Raw genomic sequence first — 22,571 nt, 5'->3', positions numbered from 1 at the left:
GAACACCCGCCCATGGACCGGCCCCGGCAGCGACCCCCGCGCTGTCGGGGCCTTCCCGTACCCCGGGTCCCGCGGTGCGCCTACGCCTTCGGGAGCACCGGACCCAGCAGCGAGGACACCGCCGCGGTGGGCAGTTCGCCGACCGACGGACCCCGCGTCAGGGTGCCCGTCACCATGCCCGTGCCGACGGACGGGAAGTCCGCGACCTGCGTGGCGACCCCGTTGTCGAGGGGATCCACGCCGGTGTTCGCGAGCGGGTTCACCTTCAGGTTCGCGATCGGGTCGGTCACCCCCGCCAGCGCCGCGGGGACGGAGAGTTCACCGGCCTGGGCCCCGCCCGCCGCCATGGCCAGGGCCGCACCGGCCATGGACAGGGTCAGCCCGGCGGCGCGGAGGCGCTTCGGAGGGGTGGGAGCTGCGTGACGTGCCATGGGTTCCCGCCTGTGGTCGTAGTCGCGTGCGCACACAGGGTAGTCGAGCCGGCTTCCCCGATTCCAACCGGCGGACCGCGCCCCGTGTGAGGGTCGTCGCAGCCGCCGTCGCGGGTGTGCCCTTACGGCCGGTCATGCCTCACACTGGTGTCCCGTGAGCTGTTCATCTCCTCTTCCCACGCGCGTCGTGCTGCTGACCGGTCCCTCGGGATCCGGAAAGTCCTCGCTCGCGGCCCGTTCCGGGCTGCCCGTCCTGCGCCTGGACGACTTCTACAAGGAGGGGACGGACCCGACCCTCCCGCTGGTCGAGGGCAGCTCCGACATCGACTGGGACTCCCCGCTGTCGTGGGACGCGGCAGCCGCCGTCGCCGCCATCGCGGAACTCTGCTCCACGGGCCGCACCGAGGTCCCGGAGTACTCCCTCGCGTTGTCCTCGCGCACCGGCACCGAGACCCTCGACATAGCGCGGACCCCGCTGTTCATCGCGGAGGGCATCTTCGCCGCCGACGTCGTGGCCCGCTGCCAGGAACTCGGCCTGCTCGCCGACGCGCTCTGCCTGCGCGGCCGACCCTCGACCACCTTCCGTCGGCGCCTGGCCCGCGACCTGCGCGAGGGCCGCAAGTCCCTGCCCTTCCTGCTGCGCCGCGGCTGGCGCCTGATGCGGGCCGAACGCGGCATCGTCGCCCGGCACACCGCCCTCGGCGCCCACGCCTGCGGTCGTGACGAGGCCCTCGGCCGGCTGGCCGCCGCCGCGGCGGGCCGCCACCGCACCGCGACCACCCCGGCCTGACCCGGAGCCCCGCGCCCGGGCACACGAAAAGGCCCGGGCCCACGCAGGGCCCGGGCGCACGAAAAGGCGGGATCACGCGGACCCCCGGCCGCTTGATCCCGCCCCTTCTCCCCCCGCAGGCCTCCGTCCCACCCCCGTAGGACGGCCCCCGTGGCCCATGGTCATCGGTTACGCGACGAGCTCCCCGAAGGACTCCGCCTCGTCACGTCCGAAGCTCAGTGCGTCGTCCTCCCGCAGGCGCCGCAGCGACCGCCAGATGCTCGACTTGACGGTGCCGACGCTGATGCCCAGGATCTCGGCGATCTCCGGGTCGGTGCGGCCCTCGTAGTAGCGCAGCACCAGCATCGTGCGCTGCGGCTCCGGGATCCGGGTCAGCGCCTGCCACAGCACGGCGCGCAGTTCGGTACCGCGCATCGCGTCCGTGTCGGAGGCCGTCTCCGGCAGTTCCTCGGTCGGGTACTCGTTGAGCTTGCGCCGGCGCCACGCGCTGATGTGCAGGTTCGTCATCGTGCGCCGCAGGTAGCCGCCGACGGCCGCCTTGTCGCTGATCCGGTCCCAGGCCCGGTAGGTGGAGAACAGGGCGCTCTGCAACAGGTCCTCGGCCTCGTGCCGGTCACCGGTGAGGTGGAAGGCGGTGGCGAAGAGGGCCGCGCGGCGCTCCTGGACGTACGCCGTGAACTCGGCCTCCGAGGCGGAGGAAGGAGTACGCGGTGCGGGAACCGTCCGGTACTGGTTCGCGTCAATGGCTGTGACGTGCACCGGCCGCGGACGGGCGACCGGCGCCGTACGGACACCCGCCCGGCGGTTCACATCGTGCAGCCGCGTGACAACCGCGCTGGTCGTGGTGCTGTGCAGCGTGTTCATCTCGCGCCCCCCGTCGTGGAGTCTGGCTTCGGTCCGTGTTGCGATGACAGAAGCCTGCCCGCCGGACATAACCGGGGTGTCCTTCGACTGTCACAGGCCTGTCACAGCGGACCGCGGCCGGATCCGGGGTGCCCGACGGTCGAAGTCCCAACGGCCGATGGGACAGAATGAGCGCGTGCCCTTCCTGTTGCTGATCGAGGACGACGACGCCATCCGCACGGCCCTCGAACTCTCCCTGTCCCGCCAAGGCCACCGTGTGGCCACCGCGGCGACGGGCGAGGACGGCCTGAAACTGCTGCGCGAGCAGCGGCCGGACCTGATCGTGCTCGACGTGATGCTGCCCGGTATCGACGGCTTCGAGGTGTGCCGGCGGATCCGCCGCACCGACCAGCTGCCGATCATCCTGCTGACCGCGCGCAGCGACGACATCGATGTCGTCGTGGGCCTTGAGTCGGGAGCCGACGACTACGTCGTCAAGCCCGTCCAGGGCCGGGTGCTCGACGCCCGGATCCGGGCCGTGCTGCGCCGGGGCGAACGCGAGGCGAGCGACTCCGCCGTCTTCGGGTCCCTGGTCATCGACCGGGCCGCGATGACCGTGACGAAGAACGGCGAGGACCTCCAGCTCACCCCGACCGAGCTGCGGCTGCTGCTCGAACTCAGCCGCCGGCCCGGCCAGGCCCTGTCGCGCCAGCAGTTGCTGCGCCTGGTCTGGGAGCACGACTACCTCGGTGACTCGCGACTCGTCGACGCCTGCGTGCAGCGGCTGCGCGCCAAGGTCGAGGAGGTCCCGTCCTCGCCCACCCTGATCCGCACCGTCCGGGGCGTCGGCTACCGGCTGGACTCGCCGCAATGATCCGAGCCCTGTTCGCGGGCAGGCGCTGGACCAGCCTGCGGCTGCGGCTCCTGGTCGTGTTCTGCCTGGTCGCGCTGACGGCCGCCGTCTCCGCCTCCGGGATCGCCTACTGGCTCAACCGCGAGGCCGTGCTCACCCGTACCCAGGACGCGGCCCTCGGCGACTTCCGTCAGGAGATGCAGCTCCGGGCCGCGGGGCTGCCCACCGAGCCGACGCCCCAGGAGATGCAGCGCACCGCCGAGTTGATGGCGGGCAGCAGCCCCGGGTACAGCGTGCTGCTGGTGCACGAGCGCAAGGACGGCCGGAAGGTGTTCGGCGCGGCCGGGGCGGCCACCTTCGGGCTGGACGACGTACCGAAGTCCCTCCAGGACGCCGTGAACGACCGCCAGAAGACCACGGCCGCCAACGACGCCGAGTACCACATGTACTGGCAGCGGACGAAGCCGCAGGGCAATCCGTACCTGGTGGGCGGCACGCGGATCGTGGGCGGCGGGCCGACGGGCTACATGTACAAGTCGCTGGCGACCGAGCGGGACGACCTCAACGCGCTGGGCTGGTCGTTGACCATCGCCACCGGGCTGGCCCTGCTCGGGTCGGCGCTGCTGGCGCAGGCGGCGGCGCGGACCGTGCTGAAGCCGATCCAGCGCCTCGGTGACGCCGCGCGCCGGCTCGGCGAGGGCGAACTCGACCACCGGCTGGACGTATCGGGCACGGACGAACTCGCCGACCTGTCCCACACGTTCAACAAGACGGCCGAGGCGCTGGAGAAGAAGGTCGCCGACATGAGCGCCCGCGAGGAGGCCAGCCGCCGCTTCGTCGCCGACATGTCCCATGAACTGCGCACGCCGCTGACGGCGTTGACCGCGGTGGCCGAGGTGCTGGAGGAGGAGGTCGACGACCTCGATCCGATGATCGCGCCCGCGGTGGGGCTGGTGGTGAGCGAGACGCGACGGCTGAACGTCCTGGTGGAGAACCTGATGGAGGTCACCCGCTTCGACGCGGGCACGGCGCGCCTGGTGCTGGACGACGTGAACGTCGCCGACCAGGTCACGGCGTGCATCGACGCGCGCGCCTGGCTGGACGCGGTGGAACTCGACGCCGGGCGGGGGATCGTGTGGCGGTTGGACCCGCGGCGCCTCGACGTGATCCTGGCGAACCTGATCGGCAACGCGCTCAAGCACGGCGGTTCGCCGGTGCGGGTGTCGGTGGCGGTGGAGAGCGCCGACGCCGACTGGCTGGTGGTGACCATCCGGGACAACGGGCCGGGCATCCCCGAGGAGGTCCTGCCGCACGTCTTCGACCGGTTCTACAAGGCGAGCGCGTCCCGGCCGAAGTCGGACGGCAGCGGTCTGGGCCTGTCGATCGCGATGGAGAACGCGCACATCCACGGCGGTGACATCACGGCCGAGAACGGGGCGGACGGCGGGGCCGTCTTCACCCTGCGGCTGCCGGGGGACGTGGGAAAGGTGATCACCGGTGACGTGGACGCGTAGGGCCCTGCCGAAGGTCGTGGCGGCGGTGCTGCTGTGCGGGACCTCGGCGTGCGGGATCAGGGCGACGACCGTGCCCGTGGACGTGGGCGCGGCCCCGTCCCGGGTGTCGTGCGAAACCCCGGAGCGACCCGCCGGACAGAGCGGTGTGCAGGGGTTCCGGGCCACGGTGGAACTGGTCTGCGGATCACAGCTGGTGGGCGTGGAGCGAATCGTTCCGGTGCCCGAGAAGAGGCCGGCCAAGGAGACCGAGGTCCTGGTGGCGCAGGCGCTGCTGGAGCAGCTGGAACGGACCACGGCGGACGAGCGGAGCGCCGGGTTCACCACCGGGGTGAGCGGCGGGCTGGCGGTCGCCCCGCCGCGGACCGGGGACCCGGCCGGGACGGTCCGGCTGACCCGTCGGCCCGAGGACCTGCCGCCGGTGGCGCTGTCGCAGATCGTGTGCACCCTGGCCGGCAGCGACGCGATCTCGGCCGGGCCGGGGCCGGTGGTCCTCGGCGGGCCGGACGCGGACCCGCCGCGCGCCTGGGAGTGCACGGAGGCCGTCCGCTCCCGCCCGGAGTCGGTGCCGACGCTCGGCGAGCTGGTCCGGCCCTCGCCCTCCTGACGGACGCCGACGGCCCCCCGGGCCGGAGCTCGGGGGGCCGTCGGACGGGGCGGCGGGTCAGATCCCGGCAGCCGCCGAGAGGTCCTTCTTGATCGCGTCCAGGACGCCCTGGCCGCGGGTTCGGGCCGCGGCGAGGTCGGAGGCCCCCGCCACGGGGACCACGACCTCCAGGTAGCACTTCAGCTTCGGCTCCGTGCCGGACGGGCGGACGATCACCCGGGCCTTGTGGTCGCCGTCGAGGTGGTAGCGCAGGCCGTCCGTGGGCGGCAGCGCGGCCGAACCGACCGTGAGGTCCTCGGCCGAGACGACCCGCAGGCCCGCGAGGGAGACCGGGGGCTCCGCGCGCAGCGCGGCCATCGCGTCGGCGATCACCGACAGGTCGGAGACGCGGACCGAGAGCTGGTCGGTGGCGTGCAGCCCGTGGGCCAGCGCCAGGTCGTCCAGCAGGTCGGTCAGGCCGCGGCCCTGCTCCTTCAGCTCGGAGGCCAGCTCCGCCACCAGCAGGGCGGCGGTGACGCCGTCCTTGTCGCGGACGCCCTCGGGGTCCACGCAGTAGCCGAGCGCCTCCTCGTAGCCGTAGCGCAGGCCCTCGACGCGGGCGATCCACTTGAAGCCCGTCAGGGTCTCCTGGTAGCCGACGCCCGCGGCCTCGGCGATCCGGCCCAGCAGGCTGGACGAGACGATCGACTCGGCGAAGACGCCGCTGACGCCCTTGCGGACCAGGTGGGCCGCCAGCAGCGCGCCGACCTCGTCACCGCGCAGCATGCGCCAGCCCGTGGGGGTGGACGCGTCCGGCACGGCCACCGCGCAGCGGTCGGCGTCCGGGTCGTTGGCGATCACGATGTCGGGGCGGACCTCGGCGGCCTTCGCGAAGGACAGGTCCATCGCGCCCGGTTCCTCCGGGTTGGGGAAGGCGACCGTCGGGAAGGCCGGGTCCGGCTCCGCCTGTTCGGCGACCAGGACCGGCTCCGGGAAGCCGTGCCGGGCGAAGGCCGCCATGACGACGTCCTTCCCGACGCCGTGCATGGCCGTGTAGACGGTCCGCACGCCCCGGGGGGAGCCGGGGGTCAGGACGGCGTCCGTACGGGCCAGGTAGGCCTCCAGGACGTCGTCGCCGAGCTCCTGCCAGCCCGATTCCGGGCGCGGCACGGAGGCGAGGGTCTCGACGCGGTCGATCTGCGCCGCGATCTCGACGTCGGCCGGGGAGACGATCTGCGAGCCGTCGCCGAGGTACACCTTGTAGCCGTTGTCCCGGGGCGGGTTGTGACTCGCGGTCACCTCGACGCCGGCGACGGCGCCCAGGTGCCTTATGGCGTACGCGAGGACGGGCGTGGGCAGCGGGCGCGGCAGGACGGCCGCGCGGAGCCCGGCGCCGGTCATGACGGCCGCGGTGTCGCGGGCGAAGTCCGCCGACTTGTAGCGGGCGTCGTAACCGATGACGACGAGGCCGTCCGTGTGGCCCTGGGCCAACAGGTAGGCGGCGAGGCCCGCCGCGGCCCGGATGACCACACCGCGGTTCATCCGCATCGGGCCCGCGCCGATCTCGCCGCGCAGTCCGGCGGTGCCGAACTGGAGCGTCCCGGCGAACCGGTCCGCGAGCTCGGCGGTGTCGCCCGCCTCGATGATCCCGGCGAGTTCGGCCGCCGTCTCCGGGTCCGGGTCCTCGGCGAGCCAGGCCCGCGCCCGGGTGATCAGGTCGTCCTGTGCCTGTTCCTGCACTGCTTCCGCCTTACCTCTCGTACGTCGATCAGATGCGGGCGAGGACCTGCGTCAGCAGCGTGCCCATGCGGGCAGCCGAGTCGCGGCCGGCCTGGAGGACCTCTTCGTGGTTCAGCGGCTCGCCGGACAGGCCGGCGGCCAGGTTGGTGACCAGCGAGATGCCGAGCACCTCGGCGCCGGCCTCACGGGCGGCGATGGCCTCCAGCACGGTGGACATGCCGACCAGGTCGGCGCCCATCACGCGGATCATGTTGATCTCGGCCGGGGTCTCGTAGTGCGGGCCGGGGAACTGGACGTAGACGCCCTCTTCCAGGCTCTCGTCGATCTCCTTGCACATCGCGCGCAGGCGCGGCGAGTACAGGTCGGTGAGGTCGACGAAGTTCGCGCCGACGATCGGCGAGGTGGCCGTCAGGTTGAGGTGGTCGCTGATCAGGACGGGCTGGCCGGGCTTCATGCCCTCGCGCAGACCGCCGCAACCGTTGGTGAGGACGATGGTCTTGCAGCCGGCGGCCACGGCGGTGCGCACGCCGTGGGCGACGGCGGCGACACCGCGGCCCTCGTAGTAGTGGGTCCGGCCGAGGAAGACCAGGGCGCGCTTCTCGCCGATCTTGTACGAGCGGATCTTGCCGCCGTGGCCCTCGACCGCGGCGGGCGGGAAGCCGGGCAGCTCGGTGACGAGGAACTCGGCCTCGGGGGCGCCCAGGGCCTCTGCGGCGGGGGCCCAGCCGGAGCCCATGACGAGGGCGACATCGTGGGAATCGACGCCGGTCAGCTCGCGCAGGCGGGTGGCGGCGGCGTCGGCGGCGGCGAAGGGGTCGGTAACAGATGCGTTCACGCGGACGAGCGTAACCGCTCTCGGCCTACGCGCGTAGATGGCACAGCTCACGGTGTTCGGATCGTTGCCTTGTCGTTTCCGCCGAATCGTCCCGGGCGCGGTCGGGAGCGGGTCGAGGCGGGGCCGGGATCCGGTCCGGGATCAGCAGGGGCGCTTGCGCAGTTCCATCGCGTAGTCGTGCGGGGCGCCCGCGGCCTCGGCCGCGTCGGCGATCTCGCCCAGGTAGCGCGCCGAGGGCAGTCCGCCCTCGTATCCGTTGAGGACGTACACCCAGGCCGCCTCCTCGCCGTCGAGCGTGTGCACGCGCACCCGCATCCGACGGTAGATGTCCATCCCGACGCCCTCCCACCGGTCCATGGAGTCCTCGTCCAGGGGCGCGATGTCGTAGAGGGCGACGAAGACCTGGTGGCGGGGGGCTTCGACGATCGTGGCGAGGGCGCCCTCCCACCCCATCTGCTCGCCGCCGAAGGTCAGCCGCCAGTCGTTGATCCAGCCCGTGCCGCGCAGCGGCGAATGCGGAGCGCGGCGCGTCATCAGCCGCGGGTCGAGGTTGCCGGCGTACGCGGCGTAGAGCGACATGTGGTCGAGGGTACGGGAGGGCCGGCCCGCCGCGCGTGCCCGGATGGCGGGACCGGGCGCGAAGCACCGTGAAGCGTGCGGGACAATGGGGCACGGAATGCATCCCCCGGGGAGACCCCCCGGAACACCGGCCGGGGCGGCAGCCGGCCGGGTAGACGTGAGGCGGACTTTTCGTGACCCGGATCGTGATCATCGGCGGCGGACCCGGCGGGTATGAGGCGGCCCTGGTGGGGGCCCAGCTCGGCGCGGAGGTGACCGTCGTCGACTGCGACGGTCTGGGCGGGGCGTCGGTACTCACCGACTGCGTGCCATCGAAGACCCTCATCGCGACCGCCGAGGTCATGACGACCTTCGACTCGTCGTACGAGGAGCTCGGGATCGTCGTCGCGGACGACACCCCCCACATAGAACAGGCCGCGCGCGTCGTCGGCGTCGACCTCGGCAAGGTGAACCGACGCGTCAAGCGCCTCGCGCTGGCCCAGTCCCACGACATCACCGCCTCCGTGACCCGGGCCGGCGCCCGCGTCCTGCGCGGGCGCGGCAAGCTCGGCGGGCCGCAGGGCATCGACGGGACGCGCGACGTCATCGTCACCGCGGCCGACGGCACCGAGACGATCCTCACCGCCGACGCCGTCCTGATCGCCACCGGCGGGCACCCCCGTGAGATCCCGGACGCGATGCCCGACGGCGAGCGGATCCTCAACTGGACCCAGGTCTACGACCTCGAAGAGCTCCCCGAGGAGCTCATCGTGGTCGGCTCCGGCGTCACCGGCGCCGAGTTCGCCGGCGCCTACCAGGCCCTCGGCTCCCGGGTGACCCTGGTGTCCTCCCGCGACCGCGTGCTGCCGGGCGAGGACCCGGACGCCGCCGCCGTCCTGGAGGACGTCTTCCGGCGCCGCGGCATGAACGTCGTGGGCCGCTCGCGCGCCGAGTCCGCGAAGCGGGTCGGCGACCGGGTGGAGGTCACGCTGTCCGACGGGCGCGTCATCACCGGCACGCACTGCCTGATGGCCGTCGGCGCGATCCCGAACACCAAGGACATGAACCTGGAGGAGTCCGGGGTCCGGCTCAAGGAGTCCGGCCACATCTGGACCGACAAGGTCTCCCGCACCTCCTCGCCCGGCGTGTACGCGGCCGGCGACGTCACCGGCATCTTCGCGCTGGCGTCCGTGGCGGCGATGCAGGGCCGGATCGCGATGTACCACTTCCTGGGCGACGCGGTGACCCCGCTCAACCTCAAGACGGTCTCCTCGAACGTCTTCACCGACCCGGAGATCGCCACCGTCGGCTACACCCAGGCCGACGTCGACTCCGGGAAGATCGACGCCCGTGTGGTGAAGCTTCCGCTGCTGCGCAACCCGCGGGCCAAGATGCAGGGCATCCGCGACGGCTTCGTGAAGATGTTCTGCCGGCCGGGCACCGGCATCGTCGTCGGCGGCGTGGTCGTCGCGCCCCGCGCGAGCGAGCTCATCCACCCGATTTCGATCGCCGTCGACAACAACCTGACGGTCGAGCAGATCGCAAACGCGTTCACCGTGTACCCCTCGCTGTCCGGTTCGATCGCCGAGGTCGCCCGTCAGTTGCACACGCGCAAGGCGGCGGGCGAGGCGTAGGAACCGCCAACCACCCCTCCTCACATGGAGGTTGGGGTGAACGCGGAGCGGTGGTCCGGATTTCCGCCGGGCGGGCGCGGTCCCGTCCGGCGGCGTATACCACTTGTCGACCGGTTTTACGGACAACTTCGGTATTCCGGTGCAAGGAGCTGAAAGCAGACGGTCACCCGGGTTACTGTCAGTTTCGTGTTCGCTGCAGAACGTCGCCAATTGATCCTCGAAATGGTGCGGGCCAACGGAGCGGTATCGCTCCGGGAGCTCGCCCGCGTCGTCCAGACCTCCGAAGTGACCGTACGGCGGGACGTGCGGGCGCTGGAGGCAGAAGGACTCCTCGACCGCCGGCACGGCGGTGCGGTCTTGCCGGGTGGTTTCACGCGGGAATCCGGCTTTCCGCAGAAATCCCATCTCGCCACGGCCGAGAAGACCGCCATCGCCGATGTCGCGGCCGGACTCGTCGAAGAGGGCGAGGCCATCGTCGTCGGTGCCGGCACCACGACCCAGGAGCTGGCCCGCCGGCTCGCGCGGGTGCCCGGCCTGACCGTGGTCACCAATTCGCTGCTCGTCGCCCAGGCGCTGGCGCATGCCAACCGGGTGGAGGTGGTGATGACCGGCGGAACCCTGCGGGGCTCCAACTACGCCCTCGTGGGCAGTGGCGCGGAGCAGTCCCTCCAGGGGCTGAGGGTCTCACGGGCCTTCCTGTCCGGCAGCGGCCTGACCGCCGAACGCGGTCTCTCCACCTCCAACATGCTCTCCGCGAGCGTGGACCGGGCCCTGGTGCAGGCCGCGGCCGAGGTGGTGGTCCTCGCCGACCACACGAAGCTCGGCACCGACACCATGTTCCAGACCGTGCCGACGGACGTCATGACCCGGCTGGTCACGGACGAGCCCCCGCCGCACGACGACCGGGCGGGCACCGAGCTCCAGGCCCTCGCCGACCAGGGTGTCCAGATCACCGTGGCCGGAGCGGCCGTGGCCTCGGGCGGAGGTCCCGGCGGCGGGGCGGGCGGCGACGGGATGCAGGGGCGCAGGCCCCGGCGTGACTCCCCGCTCCCGGTCCAGCGGCGCGGCGGCCCCGGCACGCTCCGATCGGCCGCGATGGCCGAGCCGAGCGAGCGGGCGAGGGTCGCGGACCTGCGCCGACGCTGACCGGACGGGTCGCCCGGCCGCCGCTCCGAAGCGGCGGCCGGGCGACCCGGACCGGAACGTCGGCAGGGTCCGGTGCGCGGGGTGGCGCCGGAGCCCGGCCGGGCGCCGGCACGGCACACCGGCACGCCCTGCGCGGGCGATCGCCCCGGACGCGCCCCCACGGACGCGCGAAGGCCCCGCCCGGGCGGACCGGGCGGGGCCTTCGCGTACGGCGTGTCGCGGACGTCAGTCCTTGATCTCGCAGATGGTGGCGCCGGAGGTGATGGACGCGCCGACCTCGGCGTTCAGCCCGACGACGGTGCCGGAACGGTGCGCGTTCAGCGGCTGCTCCATCTTCATGGCCTCCAGGACGACGACCAGGTCTCCCTCGTTGACCTGCTGACCCTCCTCGACGGCCACCTTGACGATGGTGCCCTGCATCGGGGAGGCGAGGGTGTCACCGGAGGCGGCCGGGCCCGACTTCTTCGCCGCGCGGCGCTTGGGCTTGGCCCCGCCGGCGGCGGCCGTACGGGCCAGGGTCATGCCCAGCGAGGACGGGAGGGAGACCTCCAGGCGCTTGCCGCCCACCTCGACGACGACCGTCTCGCGGCCGGGCTCGTCCTCGGTCTCCTCGGCGGCGGGCGGGACGAACGCCTTGATGTCGTTGACGAACTCGGTCTCGATCCACCGGGTGTGGACCGTGAACGGGTTGCCGCCCTCGGGGGCGAACGCCGGGTCGGCGACGACCGCGCGGTGGAAGGGGATGGCCGTGGCCATGCCCTCGACGTTGAACTCGGCGAGCGCGCGGGCGGCCCGCTGGAGGGCCTGCTCGCGGGTGGCGCCGGTGACGACGAGCTTGGCGAGGAGGGAGTCCCAGGCCGGGCCGATCACCGAACCGCTCTCGACGCCGGCGTCGAGGCGCACACCGGGGCCTGACGGCGCGTCGAACCTCGTGACGGTGCCCGGGGCGGGGAGGAAGCCGCGCCCCGGGTCCTCGCCGTTGATGCGGAACTCGAAGGAGTGCCCGCGCAGGACGGGGTCCCCGTAGCCGAGCTCCTCGCCGTCGGCGATCCGGAACATCTCGCGGACCAGGTCGATGCCCGCGACCTCCTCGGTGACGGGGTGCTCGACCTGGAGGCGGGTGTTGACCTCCAGGAACGAGATCAGGCCGTCGGCGGAGACGAGGAACTCGACGGTTCCGGCGCCGACGTAGCCGGCCTCCTTGAGGATGGCCTTCGACGCGGCGTACAGCTCGGCGTTCTGGGCCTCGGAGAGGAACGGGGCCGGGGCCTCCTCCACCAGCTTCTGGTGGCGGCGCTGGAGCGAGCAGTCACGGGTCGACACGACGACCACGTTGCCGTGGGAGTCGGCGAGGCACTGGGTCTCGACGTGACGCGGCTTGTCGAGGTAGCGCTCGACGAAGCACTCGCCGCGGCCGAAGGCGGCGACGGCCTCGCGGACGGCCGAGTCGTAGAGCTCGGGCACCTCTTCGAGGGTGCGGGCGACCTTCAGGCCGCGGCCGCCACCACCGAACGCCGCCTTGATCGCGATCGGCAGACCGTGCTGCTCGGCGAACGCGACGACCTCGTCGGACCCGGAGACCGGGTCGGGCGTGCCCGCGACGAGGGGTGCCCCGGCGCGCTGCGCGATGTGGCGGGCGGCGACCTTGTCACCGAGGTCGCGGATGGCCTGCGGCGGCGGACCGATCCAGGTGAGTCCGGCGTCGAGGACGGCCTGCGCGAAGTCGGCGTTCTCCGACAGGAAGCCGTAGCCGGGGTGAATGGCGTCGGCCCCGGAATCGGCGGCGGCCTGCAGGACCTTCGCGATGTCGAGGTAGCTGGCGGCCGGGGTGTCACCGCCCAACGCGAAAGCTTCGTCTGCCGCGCGGACGTGCAGGGCATCCCGGTCCGGATCGGCGTAGACGGCTACGCTCGCGATCCCTGCATCCCGGCATGCCCGAGCAACGCGGACAGCGATTTCGCCACGGTTGGCGATGAGCACCTTGCGCACGATGGCTCCCTCCTTGAAACAAGCTGAGTTTAGGGATAGTCGACACGGCCTTTCGACCCTTTCCCGGAGGTGAGCTTGCCCACACGGAGCGTGATTCGAGGCAGGCTCTAGTCCGAAAACCCTTGTGTCGCCCCAGGTCAGGGAGATCCCAGACTGCACAGTAACCCTGATGGACGGCGAAGGTCTCTGTTCGGCGGGTCAGCCGCCCCCGCTGATTCTTTGTGGAGTCCCTACGAACGGCCTATGCATTCTTTGCGTGAGAGCCGTCACGGAGGGCCTCCGTAACGAAGCCGCCCCGACCCCTTGTCCGCAGGTTTACTCGTTAGTAGCCTCCACGACGTCGAACACGCTTGTGCCGTGTCGGGGGATGGGGACGTCGTGCTGCGCAGATTCGTCGCCGGGCTGGCCGCGGTCGTGCTCGCCGCCGAGGCGGCGCTGCTCGTACTCGTCCACCTGGTGCTGGGCCGGACCACCGAGAACCAGTCGATGTCCATCGCGGGCAGCGACCCGGAGCTGATGTCCACGGCCACCTACGCGATGGGCGCCGGCATCGGCGTGTTCCTGCTGCTGTGCGCCGTCGTGCTCGCCGTCGCCGCCGTACGGGACCGGCCGCCGGGCCGTGCGGGCCGCATCCTGCTCATCGTCGCGGCCGTCGTGCACGCGCTGCTCGGCACGCTGGCCGTCGGACTGGCCGGCTGGCCCGTCTGGGGAGCGCTGATGCTGGTCCTGTGCCTGCTCGTCCTGTGCCTGCTGCTCTACGCCAGGACCGACCGGGACGCCCCCGGTGCCCGGCCGAAGGCGCCGCCGGGCCCGGTGGGGGAGTTCAGGCCCACAAGTCCGTGATGGACACGTCCAGTTCGCCCAGCAGGGAACGCAGCAGCGGCAGCGACAGGCCGATGACGTTGCCCGGGTCGCCGTCGATGCCGTCGATGAAGGGCGCCGACAGGCCGTCCAGGGTGAACGCCCCCGCGACGTGCAGCGGTTCCCCGCTCGCCACGTAGGCGGCGACCTCCGCGTCCGTGGGCTCGCCGAAGCGGACCGTGGTGGAGGCGGTCGCCGAGACCTGACGGCCGGCGGCCGTGTCGACCACGCAGTGGCCCGTGCGCAGCACGCCCGACCGGCCCCGCATGGACTTCCAGCGGGCGGTGGCCTCCGTTGCGTCGGCCGGCTTGCCGAGCGCCTCCCCGTCCAGCTCCAGCACCGAGTCGCAGCCGATCACCAGGGCGCCCGCGGCCTCCGGGAGGGCCGCCACCACGGCGGCCTTGGCCTCGGCGAGGGCCAGCGCGAGGGCGGCGGGCTCGTCGTGGTCCAGGGTGTCCTCGTCGAAGCCGCTGACGATCACGTGCGGGGCGAGGCCGGCCTGCCGCAGCAGGTTCAGCCGGGCGGGGGAGGCGGAGGCGAGGACCAGCGTGCGGCGCGGGCTCGCGGGGAGCGGGGTTGCGGTCATGGGGGCCATCGTAGGGCGGCCCCGGGGACCGCCTAGAACGGGGCGACGCCCAGCACGTACACGCCCACCACCATCGCGAGGACGAGGAGCACGAGCAGTCGCCGGAGCATCGCCTGCGCGTCGCGCATGTCCTTCGGCGGCTCGTCCTTCGGGTCTGACCAGAGCATGCTTCGATCCTGGCGCCGGTACGGCGGTGGCGCCTGAGTACTCGTACTCAGGCGCCACCGTGCGTTCACGTCATCCTCGCCCGACCCGTCCCGCGGCCGGGTCCGGGACGGGGTTCAGCCCTGGCCGGGCCAGTACGTACGACCCCAGGCGCGGGGCCCCGGCCGCGGCAGCCGGTGGCGGGCCACCCGGCCCGGCGCGGCCCATTCGTCCGGAACCCGGGGCGCGCCCGACGGGGCCGAGGCCAGCGCCGCCGCGCGCGCTTGGACCACCGCCAGTGCGGCGGCCAGCTCCTCGGGGGTCGGATTGCCCTTGACGACCTTGATCACCACAGAGACCTCCTCGGGGGCTTACAGGGGGATGTTGCCGTGCTTCTTCGGGGGCAGGGACTCCCGCTTGGTGCGCAGCTGCCGCAGGCCCTTCACGACGTGCGCGCGGGTCTCGGACGGCATGACCACCGCGTCGACGTAGCCGCGCTCGGCCGCCGTGTAGGGGTTGAGCAGGGCGTCCTCGTACTCGGTGATGAGCCGTGCGCGGGTCTCGTCGGCGGTGCCGGCCTGCTCCGCCTCGGCGATGGCCCGCCGGTGCAGGATGTTCACCGCGCCCTGGGCGCCCATGACGGCGATCTGGGCGGTCGGCCAGGCCAGGTTGAGGTCGGCGCCGAGGTGCTTGGAGCCCATGACGTCGTACGCCCCGCCGAAGGCCTTGCGGGTGATGACGGTGATCAGGGGGACGGTGGCCTCGGCGTAGGCGTAGATGAGCTTCGCGCCGCGCCGGATGATGCCGTTGTACTCCTGGTCGGTGCCGGGCAGGAAGCCGGGCACGTCCACGAACGTCAGCACGGGCACATTGAAAGCGTCGCACGTACGGACGAATCGCGCAGCCTTCTCGGAGGCGTTGATGTCCAGGCAGCCGGCGAACTGCATCGGCTGGTTGGCGACGATGCCCACCGGATGTCCCTCGACGCGGCCGAAGCCGGTGAGGATGTTCGGCGCGAACAGCGACTGCGTCTCCAGGAACTCCGCGTCGTCGAGCACGTGCTCGATCACGGTGTGCATGTCGTACGGCTGGTTCGCGCTGTCCGGGATCAGCGTGTCGAGTTCGAGGTCGGTGCCGGAGACCTCGGTGTCCGCCTCCTCCGGGAACGCGGGCGGCTCCGAGAGGTTGTTCGACGGCAGGTACGCCAGCAGGGACTTGACGTACTCGATGGCGTCCTTCTCGTCGCCCGCCATGTGGTGGGCGACGCCGGAGGTGCTGTTGTGCGTACGGGCTCCGCCGAGTTCCTCGAAGCCGACGTCCTCGCCGGTGACGGTCTTGATGACGTCCGGGCCGGTGATGAACATGTGCGAGGTCTGATCGACCATCACGGTGAAGTCGGTGATGGCGGGCGAGTAGACGGCGCCGCCCGCGCAGGGGCCGACGACCAGGCTGATCTGCGGGATCACGCCGGACGCGTGGACGTTGCGGCGGAAGATCTCGCCGTACATGCCGAGCGCGCTGACGCCCTCCTGGATGCGGGCGCCGCCGGAGTCGTTGATGCCGACGAGCGGGCATCCGGTCTTCAGCGCGAAGTCCATGACCTTCATGATCTTCTGGCCGTAGACCTCGCCGAGGGCTCCGCCGAAGACGGTGAAGTCCTGCGAGAACACGGCCACCGGGCGGCCGTCCACCGTGCCGTAGCCGGTGACGACGCCGTCGCCGTACGGCCGGGTCTTCTCCAGCCCGAAGTTGGTGGACCGGTGCCGGGCGAACTCGTCGAGCTCTACGAAGGACCCCTCGTCCAGCAGCAGTGCCACCCGCTCGCGTGCCGTCAGCTTGCCCTTGGCGTGCTGCTTCTCCACGGCGCGTTCGGAACCTGCGTGGGTGGCCTCCTCGACGCGGCGCCGCAGATCCGCGAGCTTGCCCGCGGTCGTGTGGATGTCGATCGGCTCTGAGGGTTGGGACATCGGGGTCGCGGCTCCCTGTGTGGTGTCAACTGCCTGGTCAATTGATTGACTGCTGCTGGCTACTGGTGCGTAGCGTATCGGCGGGCATGGCGCTCGGCAGTGCGGCGTTTGACACACCTACATTGACTTGCATGACGCCATCAGATGCTCCAACCGGAGCTTCCGCGGGACGCTGGTCGAGCCTGGACCGTCCTCCCCTCAACACCGCAGCCCTGCAACGCGCCCTCGTGACGGACGGGGGCCTGTGGACCTCCCTGGAGATCGTCCCCGCCACCGGGTCGACCAACACCGACCTCGCGGCGCGGGCCGCCTCGTCGCCCGAGGGGGCGGTCCTCGTCGCCGAGGAGCAGACGGCGGGGCGCGGTCGCCTCGACCGCAGCTGGACGGCGCCGGCCCGGTCCGGGCTGTTCTTCTCCGTCCTGCTCAAGCCGGGGCCGGGCGTGCCGGAGGAGCAGTGGGGGTGGCTGACCCTGCTGGCCGGCGTGGCCACGGCCACCGGCCTGTCCCGGGCGGCGGGCGTGGACACCAGGCTCAAGTGGCCCAACGACCTGCTGGTCGTCGTGGACGGCGAGGAGCGCAAGACCGGCGGCATCCTCGCGGAGCGCGTCGCGGACGGGGTGGTCATCGGGATCGGCCTGAACGTGACCCTCACGGAGGACGAGCTGCCCGTACCGACGGCCGGTTCGCTGCTGCTGGCCAAGGCGTCGGCGACGGACCGGGACCCGCTGCTGAAGGCCGTGCTGCGTTCGCTGGAGCAGTGGTACGGGAACTGGCGCGAGGCGGCGGGCGACCCGGGGGCCAGCGGGCTCCAGGAGGCGTACGCGGCGGGCTGCGCGACCCTCGGCAAGCACGTCCGGGCCGACCTGCCGGGAGGGCGGACCCTCACCGGAACGGCCGAAGCGGTGGACGCGGACGGGCGCCTGGTGATCCGGACGGTCGAGGGCGAGCGGGAGGCCGTGGGCGCGGGCGACGTGGTGCACCTGAGGTCGGTGCACTGACCCCGACCCGGCGGCGGCGGGGGCCCGCTCCCGGCCCGCCGGGCCGCGGGGCGCGGCCGGGTCGTCGGGGGCGACGCCCCCGGACCCCCGCGCCCCGGACGCCGGCGGTGGGGGGCCGGGAAGTGGGGGAGTGAGCTACGGCACACCTGCCGTATGGTTTAGGCGATCCCGGTCCTCCCGGTGATCACCCGGTTCGGCAGTGCGCACGGAATGGACAGGAGGCGGCCCTTGACCGTCGACGACCCTACGTCCGGCGCGTCCGGGGCCGGCTCCGCGAGCGGCCCGGGGACCCCCATCGGGCGGGACCGGCACACGCCGCTCCACGAGGTCGACCACACGGCGCAGCCGACGGCCGATCCGCTGGCCATCCGGCTGGAGCAGCTGATCCTCGGCGCCGAGCGCCGGTACACGCCCTTCCAGGCGGCCCGTAGCGCCGGTGTGTCGATGGAGCTGGCCTCGCGCTTCTGGCGGGCCATGGGATTCGCCGACATCGGCCAGGCCAAGGCGCTGACGGAGGCCGACGTACTGGCCCTGCGGCGGCTCGCGGGTCTGGTGGAGGCGGGGCTGCTGTCCGAGCCGATGGCGGTGCAGGTGGCCCGGTCCACGGGGCAGACGACCGCCCGACTGGCCGAATGGCAGATCGATTCCTTCCTGGAGGGGCTGACGGAGCCGCCCGAGCCGGGCATGACCCGTACCGAGGTCACGTACCCGCTGGTCGAGCTGCTGCTGCCGGAGCTGGAGGAGTTCCTCGTCTACGTGTGGCGGCGCCAGCTGGCGGCCGCGACGGGGCGGGTCGTGCAGGTCGCGGACGACGAGGAGATGGTCGACCGGCGCCTGGCGGTGGGCTTCGCGGACCTGGTCGGCTTCACCCGGCTGACGCGGCGCCTGGAGGAGGAGGAGCTCGGTGAGCTCGTCGAGGCCTTCGAGACGACGGCCGCCGACCTGGTGGCCGCGCACGGCGGCCGGTTGATCAAGACCCTGGGCGACGAGGTGCTGTACTGCGCCGACGACGCGGCGACGGCCGCGGAGATCGCGCTGCGGCTGATCGAGACGATGGAGGCCGATCCGCAGATGCCCGAGCTGCGGGTGGGGATCGCCTTCGGCACGGTGACGACGCGGATGGGCGACGTCTTCGGGACCACGGTGAACCTGGCGAGCCGGCTCACCTCCATAGCGCCGAAGGACGCCGTCCTCGTCGACGGGGCGATGGCCGAGGAACTCGGCCGGACCGGAGCGGCGCCGCTCTCGGAGAAGTCCGCGGAGCTGGAGGAGGGCGGCGGCGCCTACCGGTTCGCGCTCCAACCGATGTGGCAGCGGCCCGTCCGCGGACTGGGCGTCGTGGAGCCCTGGTCGTTGACGCGGCGGAAGCCTAAGATCCCCGGGTAACGTTCGTTAACCGGGAGGGTGGCGTGGCTGTGGACGAGGTCCGGTTCGGGGAGTTCGTCGCGGTGCGGCGCCACGGCGACGGCGGTGCCGTCGCCGAGCTGGTGCTGGACCGTCCCAAGGCGATGAACGCCGTGTCGACGGAGATGGCGCGCTCGATCGGTTCCGCGTGCGCGGCGCTGGCCGCCGACGCCTCCGTGCGGGTCGTGGTGCTGTCCTCGACGCACGAGCGGGCCTTCTGCGTCGGCGCCGACCTCAAGGAGCGCAACTCCTTCTCCGACGCCGAGCTGGTGCGCCAGCGTCCCACCACCCGCGGCGCGTACGGGGGCGTGCTGGAGCTGCCGATGCCCACCATCGCGGCGGTGCACGGCTTCGCGCTCGGTGGCGGCTTCGAGCTGGCGCTGGCCTGCGACGTCATCGTGGCCGACGCGACGGCCGTGGTCGGCCTGCCCGAGGTGTCGGTGGGCGTGATCCCGGGCGGCGGCGGCACACAGCTCCTGCCGCGCCGGGTCGGGGCGGCGCGGGCCGCCGAGCTGATCTTCACCGCGCGCCGGGTGGAGGCCGCCGAGGCGCTCTCGCTGGGCCTGGTGGACTCGCTGGCCCCGGAGGGCGAGGACCGCGCGGAGGCCCTGGCGCTGGCCGCCCGGATGGCGGCGAACTCGCCGGTCGGGCTGCGCGCGGCCAAGCGGGCGCTGCGGCTGGGACACGGGATGGACCTCGCGGCGGGACTGGAGATCGAGGACGCGGCCTGGCGGACGGTCGCCTTCTCGGGGGACCGGGCCGAGGGCGTGGCCGCGTTCAACGAGAAGCGCAAGCCGAACTGGCCCGGGCGGTAGCCGACGCAGCCGAATGACGCACCGACCATCACCGAATCGGACAAAACTCCCTAATCTGGAGTGATGGGAGTTGACGGGCGGCTGAGAGCCGTCGTGGGCCTCGCGCAGGCCATGGCGGCCGCCTGCGCGCCGCGGGACAGCGTCCGGGCGGCGGCGAGGGGCGCGCGCCTGGCGATGGACGGCTCCTTCGCCGCGATCTCCGCCTGGGAACGCGAGCGGGGCCGCCTGCGCGTCCTCGTCAACGAGGGGGAGCGGCGGGCCGGGGAGGAGGAGTTCCCCGAGGACGAGTCCTACCCGGTGCACGACTTCCCGGAGATCACCGAGTTCCTCCACGAACGCTGGGTCGGCGGCGGCGGGCCGCACGCCTGGGTCGAGAGCGCCGTCGGCGAGCGACCCGGCCGGCGCGGCGCGGCGCTGCGCCGCCGCGGTCGCGGGACCTGCGTGGTCGCGCCGATCGTGCTCAGCGGCCGGGCCTGGGGGGAGCTGTACGTCGCCCGGGACGAAGGGCTGCCCGACTTCGACGAGGACGACGCGGAGTTCGCGACCGTGCTCGCCGCGGTCGTGGCCGCCGGGCTCGCGCAGAACGAACGCCTGGAGGAGGCGCGGCGACTGGCCTTCACCGACCCCCTCACCGGTCTCGCCAACCGCCGGTCCGTGGACATGCGCCTGGACGAGGCCCTGGAGGAACACCGGCGGACCGGGGTCGTCGTCAGCCTCGTCGTGTGCGACCTCAACGGGCTGAAGAAGGTCAACGACACGCTCGGCCACGCCATGGGCGACCGGCTCCTCGAACGCTTCGGATCCGTCCTCAGCCTGTGCGGCGCGATGCTCGCCGGCACCCTCGTGGCGCGGCTCGGCGGCGACGAGTTCTGCCTCGTCAGCGTCGGCCCGTCCGCCGACGACGTCGTCCGCGTCACCGAGGAGGTGTGCCGGCGGGCCGCGGCGCTCGAACTCGGGGAGGGCGTGGCCTGCGGGGTCGCCTCCACCGGGGACCCCATCGGGCTCGTCAAGTCCTCCCGGCGGCTGTTCCGGCTCGCCGACGCCGCCCAGTACAAGGCCAAGGCGGCCCGCTCGCCGCAGCCCGTCGTCGCGGGTCGCGACACCGCCGTGGTGCGTCTCGCGGACACGGCCCCGCAGGACGGCCCGGGCGAACGGCGCCGGTTCCGCGGCAGGGGGTGACGGCGGGGGGCGGCGGGGGCGACCGCGGGGCGGGCACGGAAGTAAGGGGCGGTCGTGCGGCTCGATCGTGACGATTCCGGGTGGTGACATGAAGAGATTCAGTCCGTAGGGTGCTGAATATGGATATGCACACTGTCGTGGTGGGGACGTCCGGAACCACCGCCGAGGACGTCATCGCCGTGGCCCGCGGCAACGCGCGGGTCGAGCTGTCCGGCGAGGCGCTCGAAGCCCTCGCCCGCGCCCGCGCCGTCGTCGACGCGCTGGCCGCCAAGCCCGAGCCCGTCTACGGGGTCTCCACCGGCTTCGGCGCCCTCGCCTCCCGGCACATCAGCCCCGAGCTGCGCGCCCAGCTCCAGCGCAACATCGTCCGCTCGCACGCCGCCGGCATGGGCCCGCGCGTCGAACGCGAGGTCGTGCGCGCCCTGATGTTCCTGCGGCTGAAGACCGTGGCCTCCGGGCACACGGGCGTCCGCCCCTCCGTCGCGCAGACCATGGCCGACGTGCTGAACGCCGGGATCACCCCCGTCGTCCACGAGTACGGCTCCCTCGGCTGCTCCGGCGACCTCGCGCCGCTCTCCCACTGCGCGCTCGCGCTCATGGGCGAGGGCGACGCCGAGGGTCCCGACGGCGTCGTCCGCCCCGCGGGCGAGCTGCTCGCCGAGGCCGGCATCGAGCCCGTCGAGCTCCGCGAGAAGGAGGGCCTCGCCCTCCTCAACGGCACCGACGGCATGCTCGGCATGCTGATCATGGCCCTCGCCGACCTGGGCACGCTGTACACCTCCGCCGACATCACCGCCGCCCTCACCCTGGAGGCGCTGCTCGGTACGGAGAAGGTCCTCCAGCCCGAGCTGCACGCCATCCGCCCGCACCCGGGCCAGGGCGCCTCCGCCGCGAACATGGCCGCCGTGCTGAAGGGCTCCGGGCTGACCGGGCACTTCCAGGAGGAGTCCGCCCCGCGCGTCCAGGACGCCTACTCGGTGCGCTGCGCCCCGCAGGTCGCCGGCGCGGGCCGGGACACCATGGCGCACGCCGCCCTGGTCGCCTCCCGCGAGCTGGCCGCCGCCGTCGACAACCCGGTGGTCCTGGCCGACGGGCGCGTGGAGTCCAACGGCAACTTCCACGGCGCGCCCGTCGCGTACGTGCTGGACTTCCTGGCCATCGCCGCGGCCGACCTCGGATCGATCGCCGAGCGCCGCACCGACCGGCTCCTCGACAAGAACCGCAGCCACGGCCTGCCGCCGTTCCTCGCGGACGACGCCGGTGTCGACTCCGGCCTGATGATCGCCCAGTACACGCAGGCGGCCCTGGTCAGCGAGATGAAGCGGCTCGCGGTTCCGGCCTCCGCCGACTCGATCCCCTCCTCCGCCATGCAGGAGGACCACGTCTCGATGGGGTGGTCGGCCGCGCGCAAGCTGCGCACGGCGATCGACAACCTGACCCGGATCATCGCGATCGAGCTCTACGCGGCCACCCGGGCCATCGAGCTCCGCCACGGGCTGACCCCGGCGCCGGCCAGCCGGGCCGCCATCGGGGCGGCGCGCGCGGCGGGCGTGGAGGGCCCCGGGCCGGATCGTTTCCTCGCCCCCGACCTGGCCGCCGCCGACGCGTTCGTCCGCGCGGGCGGGCTCGTCGCCGCGGTGGAGCCGGTGACGGGTCCCCTCGCCTGACGGACGGCGCACCCGACGCGGAAGGGGCCGGGCC

General features: G+C 72.8%; 22 protein-coding genes. 12 read left to right on the top strand and 10 right to left on the bottom strand.

Annotated features, from left to right (window positions below; translation table 11 throughout):
• Positions 1–80 precede the first annotated feature (80 nt).
• The gene (locus tag ACZ58N_RS06110; RefSeq protein WP_471156155.1) at positions 81–431 is read right to left on the bottom strand and encodes a hypothetical protein; all 351 of its coding nucleotides are present in this window, start codon (positions 429–431) and stop codon (positions 81–83) included.
• 154 nt (positions 432–585) lie between these two features.
• On the opposite strand from ACZ58N_RS06110, the gene ACZ58N_RS06105 reads away from it, so the two are divergent.
• A complete protein-coding gene (locus tag ACZ58N_RS06105) occupies positions 586–1,221 on the top strand; it encodes a uridine kinase family protein (RefSeq protein ID WP_471156153.1) in 636 nt (211 codons plus the stop codon).
• A gap of 168 nt (positions 1,222–1,389) precedes the next feature.
• Here the strand turns inward: ACZ58N_RS06105 and ACZ58N_RS06100 are convergent, their stop codons facing one another.
• Positions 1,390–2,085 (bottom strand): SigE family RNA polymerase sigma factor, encoded by a 696-nt coding sequence (locus ACZ58N_RS06100; RefSeq protein WP_471156152.1) that lies wholly within the window; start codon positions 2,083–2,085, stop codon positions 1,390–1,392.
• 175 nt (positions 2,086–2,260) lie between these two features.
• On the opposite strand from ACZ58N_RS06100, the gene afsQ1 reads away from it, so the two are divergent.
• Genes afsQ1 through ACZ58N_RS06085 form a run of 3 tightly spaced genes read left to right on the top strand, consistent with a single transcriptional unit; the run spans position 2,261 to position 5,035 of the window.
• The gene (gene afsQ1, locus ACZ58N_RS06095) at positions 2,261–2,938 is read left to right on the top strand and encodes a two-component system response regulator AfsQ1 (RefSeq protein ID WP_180291024.1); all 678 of its coding nucleotides are present in this window, start codon (positions 2,261–2,263) and stop codon (positions 2,936–2,938) included.
• The gene (locus tag ACZ58N_RS06090; protein WP_471156149.1) at positions 2,935–4,431 is read left to right on the top strand and encodes a sensor histidine kinase; all 1,497 of its coding nucleotides are present in this window, start codon (positions 2,935–2,937) and stop codon (positions 4,429–4,431) included. The genes afsQ1 and ACZ58N_RS06090 overlap by 4 nt, the downstream gene beginning before the upstream one ends.
• Positions 4,415–5,035 (top strand): hypothetical protein, encoded by a 621-nt coding sequence (locus ACZ58N_RS06085; RefSeq protein ID WP_471156147.1) that lies wholly within the window; start codon positions 4,415–4,417, stop codon positions 5,033–5,035. The genes ACZ58N_RS06090 and ACZ58N_RS06085 overlap by 17 nt, the downstream gene beginning before the upstream one ends.
• Before the next feature lie 57 nt (positions 5,036–5,092).
• Here the strand turns inward: ACZ58N_RS06085 and ACZ58N_RS06080 are convergent, their stop codons facing one another.
• The 3 genes from ACZ58N_RS06080 to ACZ58N_RS06070 all read right to left on the bottom strand — a co-directional run bounded on the left by ACZ58N_RS06080 (position 5,093) and on the right by ACZ58N_RS06070 (position 8,168).
• On the bottom strand, positions 5,093–6,754 hold the full coding sequence (locus tag ACZ58N_RS06080; protein WP_471156145.1) for a phospho-sugar mutase: 1,662 nt from the start codon (positions 6,752–6,754) through the stop codon (positions 5,093–5,095).
• A gap of 28 nt (positions 6,755–6,782) precedes the next feature.
• The gene (locus ACZ58N_RS06075; RefSeq protein ID WP_471156143.1) at positions 6,783–7,589 is read right to left on the bottom strand and encodes a purine-nucleoside phosphorylase; all 807 of its coding nucleotides are present in this window, start codon (positions 7,587–7,589) and stop codon (positions 6,783–6,785) included.
• 141 nt (positions 7,590–7,730) lie between these two features.
• Positions 7,731–8,168 carry a gamma-glutamylcyclotransferase gene (locus tag ACZ58N_RS06070; protein ID WP_281205642.1) on the bottom strand — a complete coding sequence of 146 codons (438 nt, stop codon included), beginning with the start codon at positions 8,166–8,168 and terminating at the stop codon, positions 7,731–7,733.
• 173 nt (positions 8,169–8,341) lie between these two features.
• Between ACZ58N_RS06070 and ACZ58N_RS06065 the strand changes: the two genes are divergently transcribed.
• Positions 8,342–9,781 (top strand): NAD(P)H-quinone dehydrogenase, encoded by a 1,440-nt coding sequence (locus ACZ58N_RS06065; RefSeq protein ID WP_385585437.1) that lies wholly within the window; start codon positions 8,342–8,344, stop codon positions 9,779–9,781.
• Positions 9,782–9,967: 186 nt separating this feature from the next.
• On the top strand, positions 9,968–10,927 hold the full coding sequence (locus ACZ58N_RS06060) for a DeoR/GlpR family DNA-binding transcription regulator (protein WP_389706192.1): 960 nt from the start codon (positions 9,968–9,970) through the stop codon (positions 10,925–10,927).
• A gap of 225 nt (positions 10,928–11,152) precedes the next feature.
• Here the strand turns inward: ACZ58N_RS06060 and ACZ58N_RS06055 are convergent, their stop codons facing one another.
• Complete coding sequence (locus ACZ58N_RS06055) at positions 11,153–12,916, bottom strand: acetyl/propionyl/methylcrotonyl-CoA carboxylase subunit alpha (RefSeq protein ID WP_471156140.1); 1,764 nt, start codon at positions 12,914–12,916, stop codon at positions 11,153–11,155.
• A gap of 357 nt (positions 12,917–13,273) precedes the next feature.
• On the opposite strand from ACZ58N_RS06055, the gene ACZ58N_RS06050 reads away from it, so the two are divergent.
• Positions 13,274–13,759, top strand: a complete 486-nt coding sequence (locus ACZ58N_RS06050) for a hypothetical protein (protein ID WP_471156137.1) — start codon at positions 13,274–13,276, stop codon at positions 13,757–13,759.
• On the opposite strand, the gene ACZ58N_RS06045 is transcribed toward ACZ58N_RS06050, so the two are convergent.
• The 4 genes from ACZ58N_RS06045 to ACZ58N_RS06030 all read right to left on the bottom strand — a co-directional run bounded on the left by ACZ58N_RS06045 (position 13,740) and on the right by ACZ58N_RS06030 (position 16,474).
• On the bottom strand, positions 13,740–14,372 hold the full coding sequence (locus tag ACZ58N_RS06045; protein ID WP_471156135.1) for a nucleoside triphosphate pyrophosphatase: 633 nt from the start codon (positions 14,370–14,372) through the stop codon (positions 13,740–13,742). The genes ACZ58N_RS06050 and ACZ58N_RS06045 overlap by 20 nt on opposite strands.
• A gap of 23 nt (positions 14,373–14,395) precedes the next feature.
• Positions 14,396–14,530: a morphogenic membrane protein MmpB gene (gene mmpB, locus ACZ58N_RS06040; RefSeq protein WP_389704212.1), complete on the bottom strand. Its 135-nt coding sequence runs from the start codon at positions 14,528–14,530 to the stop codon at positions 14,396–14,398.
• Between the two features lie 114 nt (positions 14,531–14,644).
• A complete protein-coding gene (locus ACZ58N_RS06035; protein ID WP_389704213.1) occupies positions 14,645–14,857 on the bottom strand; it encodes an acyl-CoA carboxylase epsilon subunit in 213 nt (70 codons plus the stop codon).
• A 21-nt stretch (positions 14,858–14,878) separates the two neighbouring features.
• Positions 14,879–16,474 carry an acyl-CoA carboxylase subunit beta gene (locus tag ACZ58N_RS06030; protein ID WP_281205635.1) on the bottom strand — a complete coding sequence of 532 codons (1,596 nt, stop codon included), beginning with the start codon at positions 16,472–16,474 and terminating at the stop codon, positions 14,879–14,881.
• A gap of 131 nt (positions 16,475–16,605) precedes the next feature.
• Here ACZ58N_RS06030 and ACZ58N_RS06025 point away from each other — a divergent pair, with 131 nt between their 5' ends.
• The 5 genes from ACZ58N_RS06025 to hutH all read left to right on the top strand — a co-directional run bounded on the left by ACZ58N_RS06025 (position 16,606) and on the right by hutH (position 22,537).
• Positions 16,606–17,472, top strand: a complete 867-nt coding sequence (locus tag ACZ58N_RS06025) for a biotin--[acetyl-CoA-carboxylase] ligase (RefSeq protein WP_471156131.1) — start codon at positions 16,606–16,608, stop codon at positions 17,470–17,472.
• Between the two features lie 228 nt (positions 17,473–17,700).
• Positions 17,701–18,858, top strand: a complete 1,158-nt coding sequence (locus ACZ58N_RS06020) for an adenylate/guanylate cyclase domain-containing protein (RefSeq protein WP_471156130.1) — start codon at positions 17,701–17,703, stop codon at positions 18,856–18,858.
• Between the two features lie 29 nt (positions 18,859–18,887).
• Complete coding sequence (locus tag ACZ58N_RS06015; protein WP_471156570.1) at positions 18,888–19,691, top strand: enoyl-CoA hydratase/isomerase family protein; 804 nt, start codon at positions 18,888–18,890, stop codon at positions 19,689–19,691.
• 63 nt (positions 19,692–19,754) lie between these two features.
• Entirely contained in the window at positions 19,755–20,870 is a 1,116-nt protein-coding gene (locus ACZ58N_RS06010; protein ID WP_471156128.1) for a GGDEF domain-containing protein, read from the top strand.
• Between the two features lie 125 nt (positions 20,871–20,995).
• Complete coding sequence (gene hutH, locus ACZ58N_RS06005; protein WP_471156567.1) at positions 20,996–22,537, top strand: histidine ammonia-lyase; 1,542 nt, start codon at positions 20,996–20,998, stop codon at positions 22,535–22,537.
• Positions 22,538–22,571 lie beyond the last annotated feature (34 nt).

The organism is Streptomyces sp. NPDC040432 (assembly GCF_055595445.1).
Note: the sequence above shows the minus strand (reverse complement) of the source record. Positions and strands in the feature narration are given on the sequence as shown.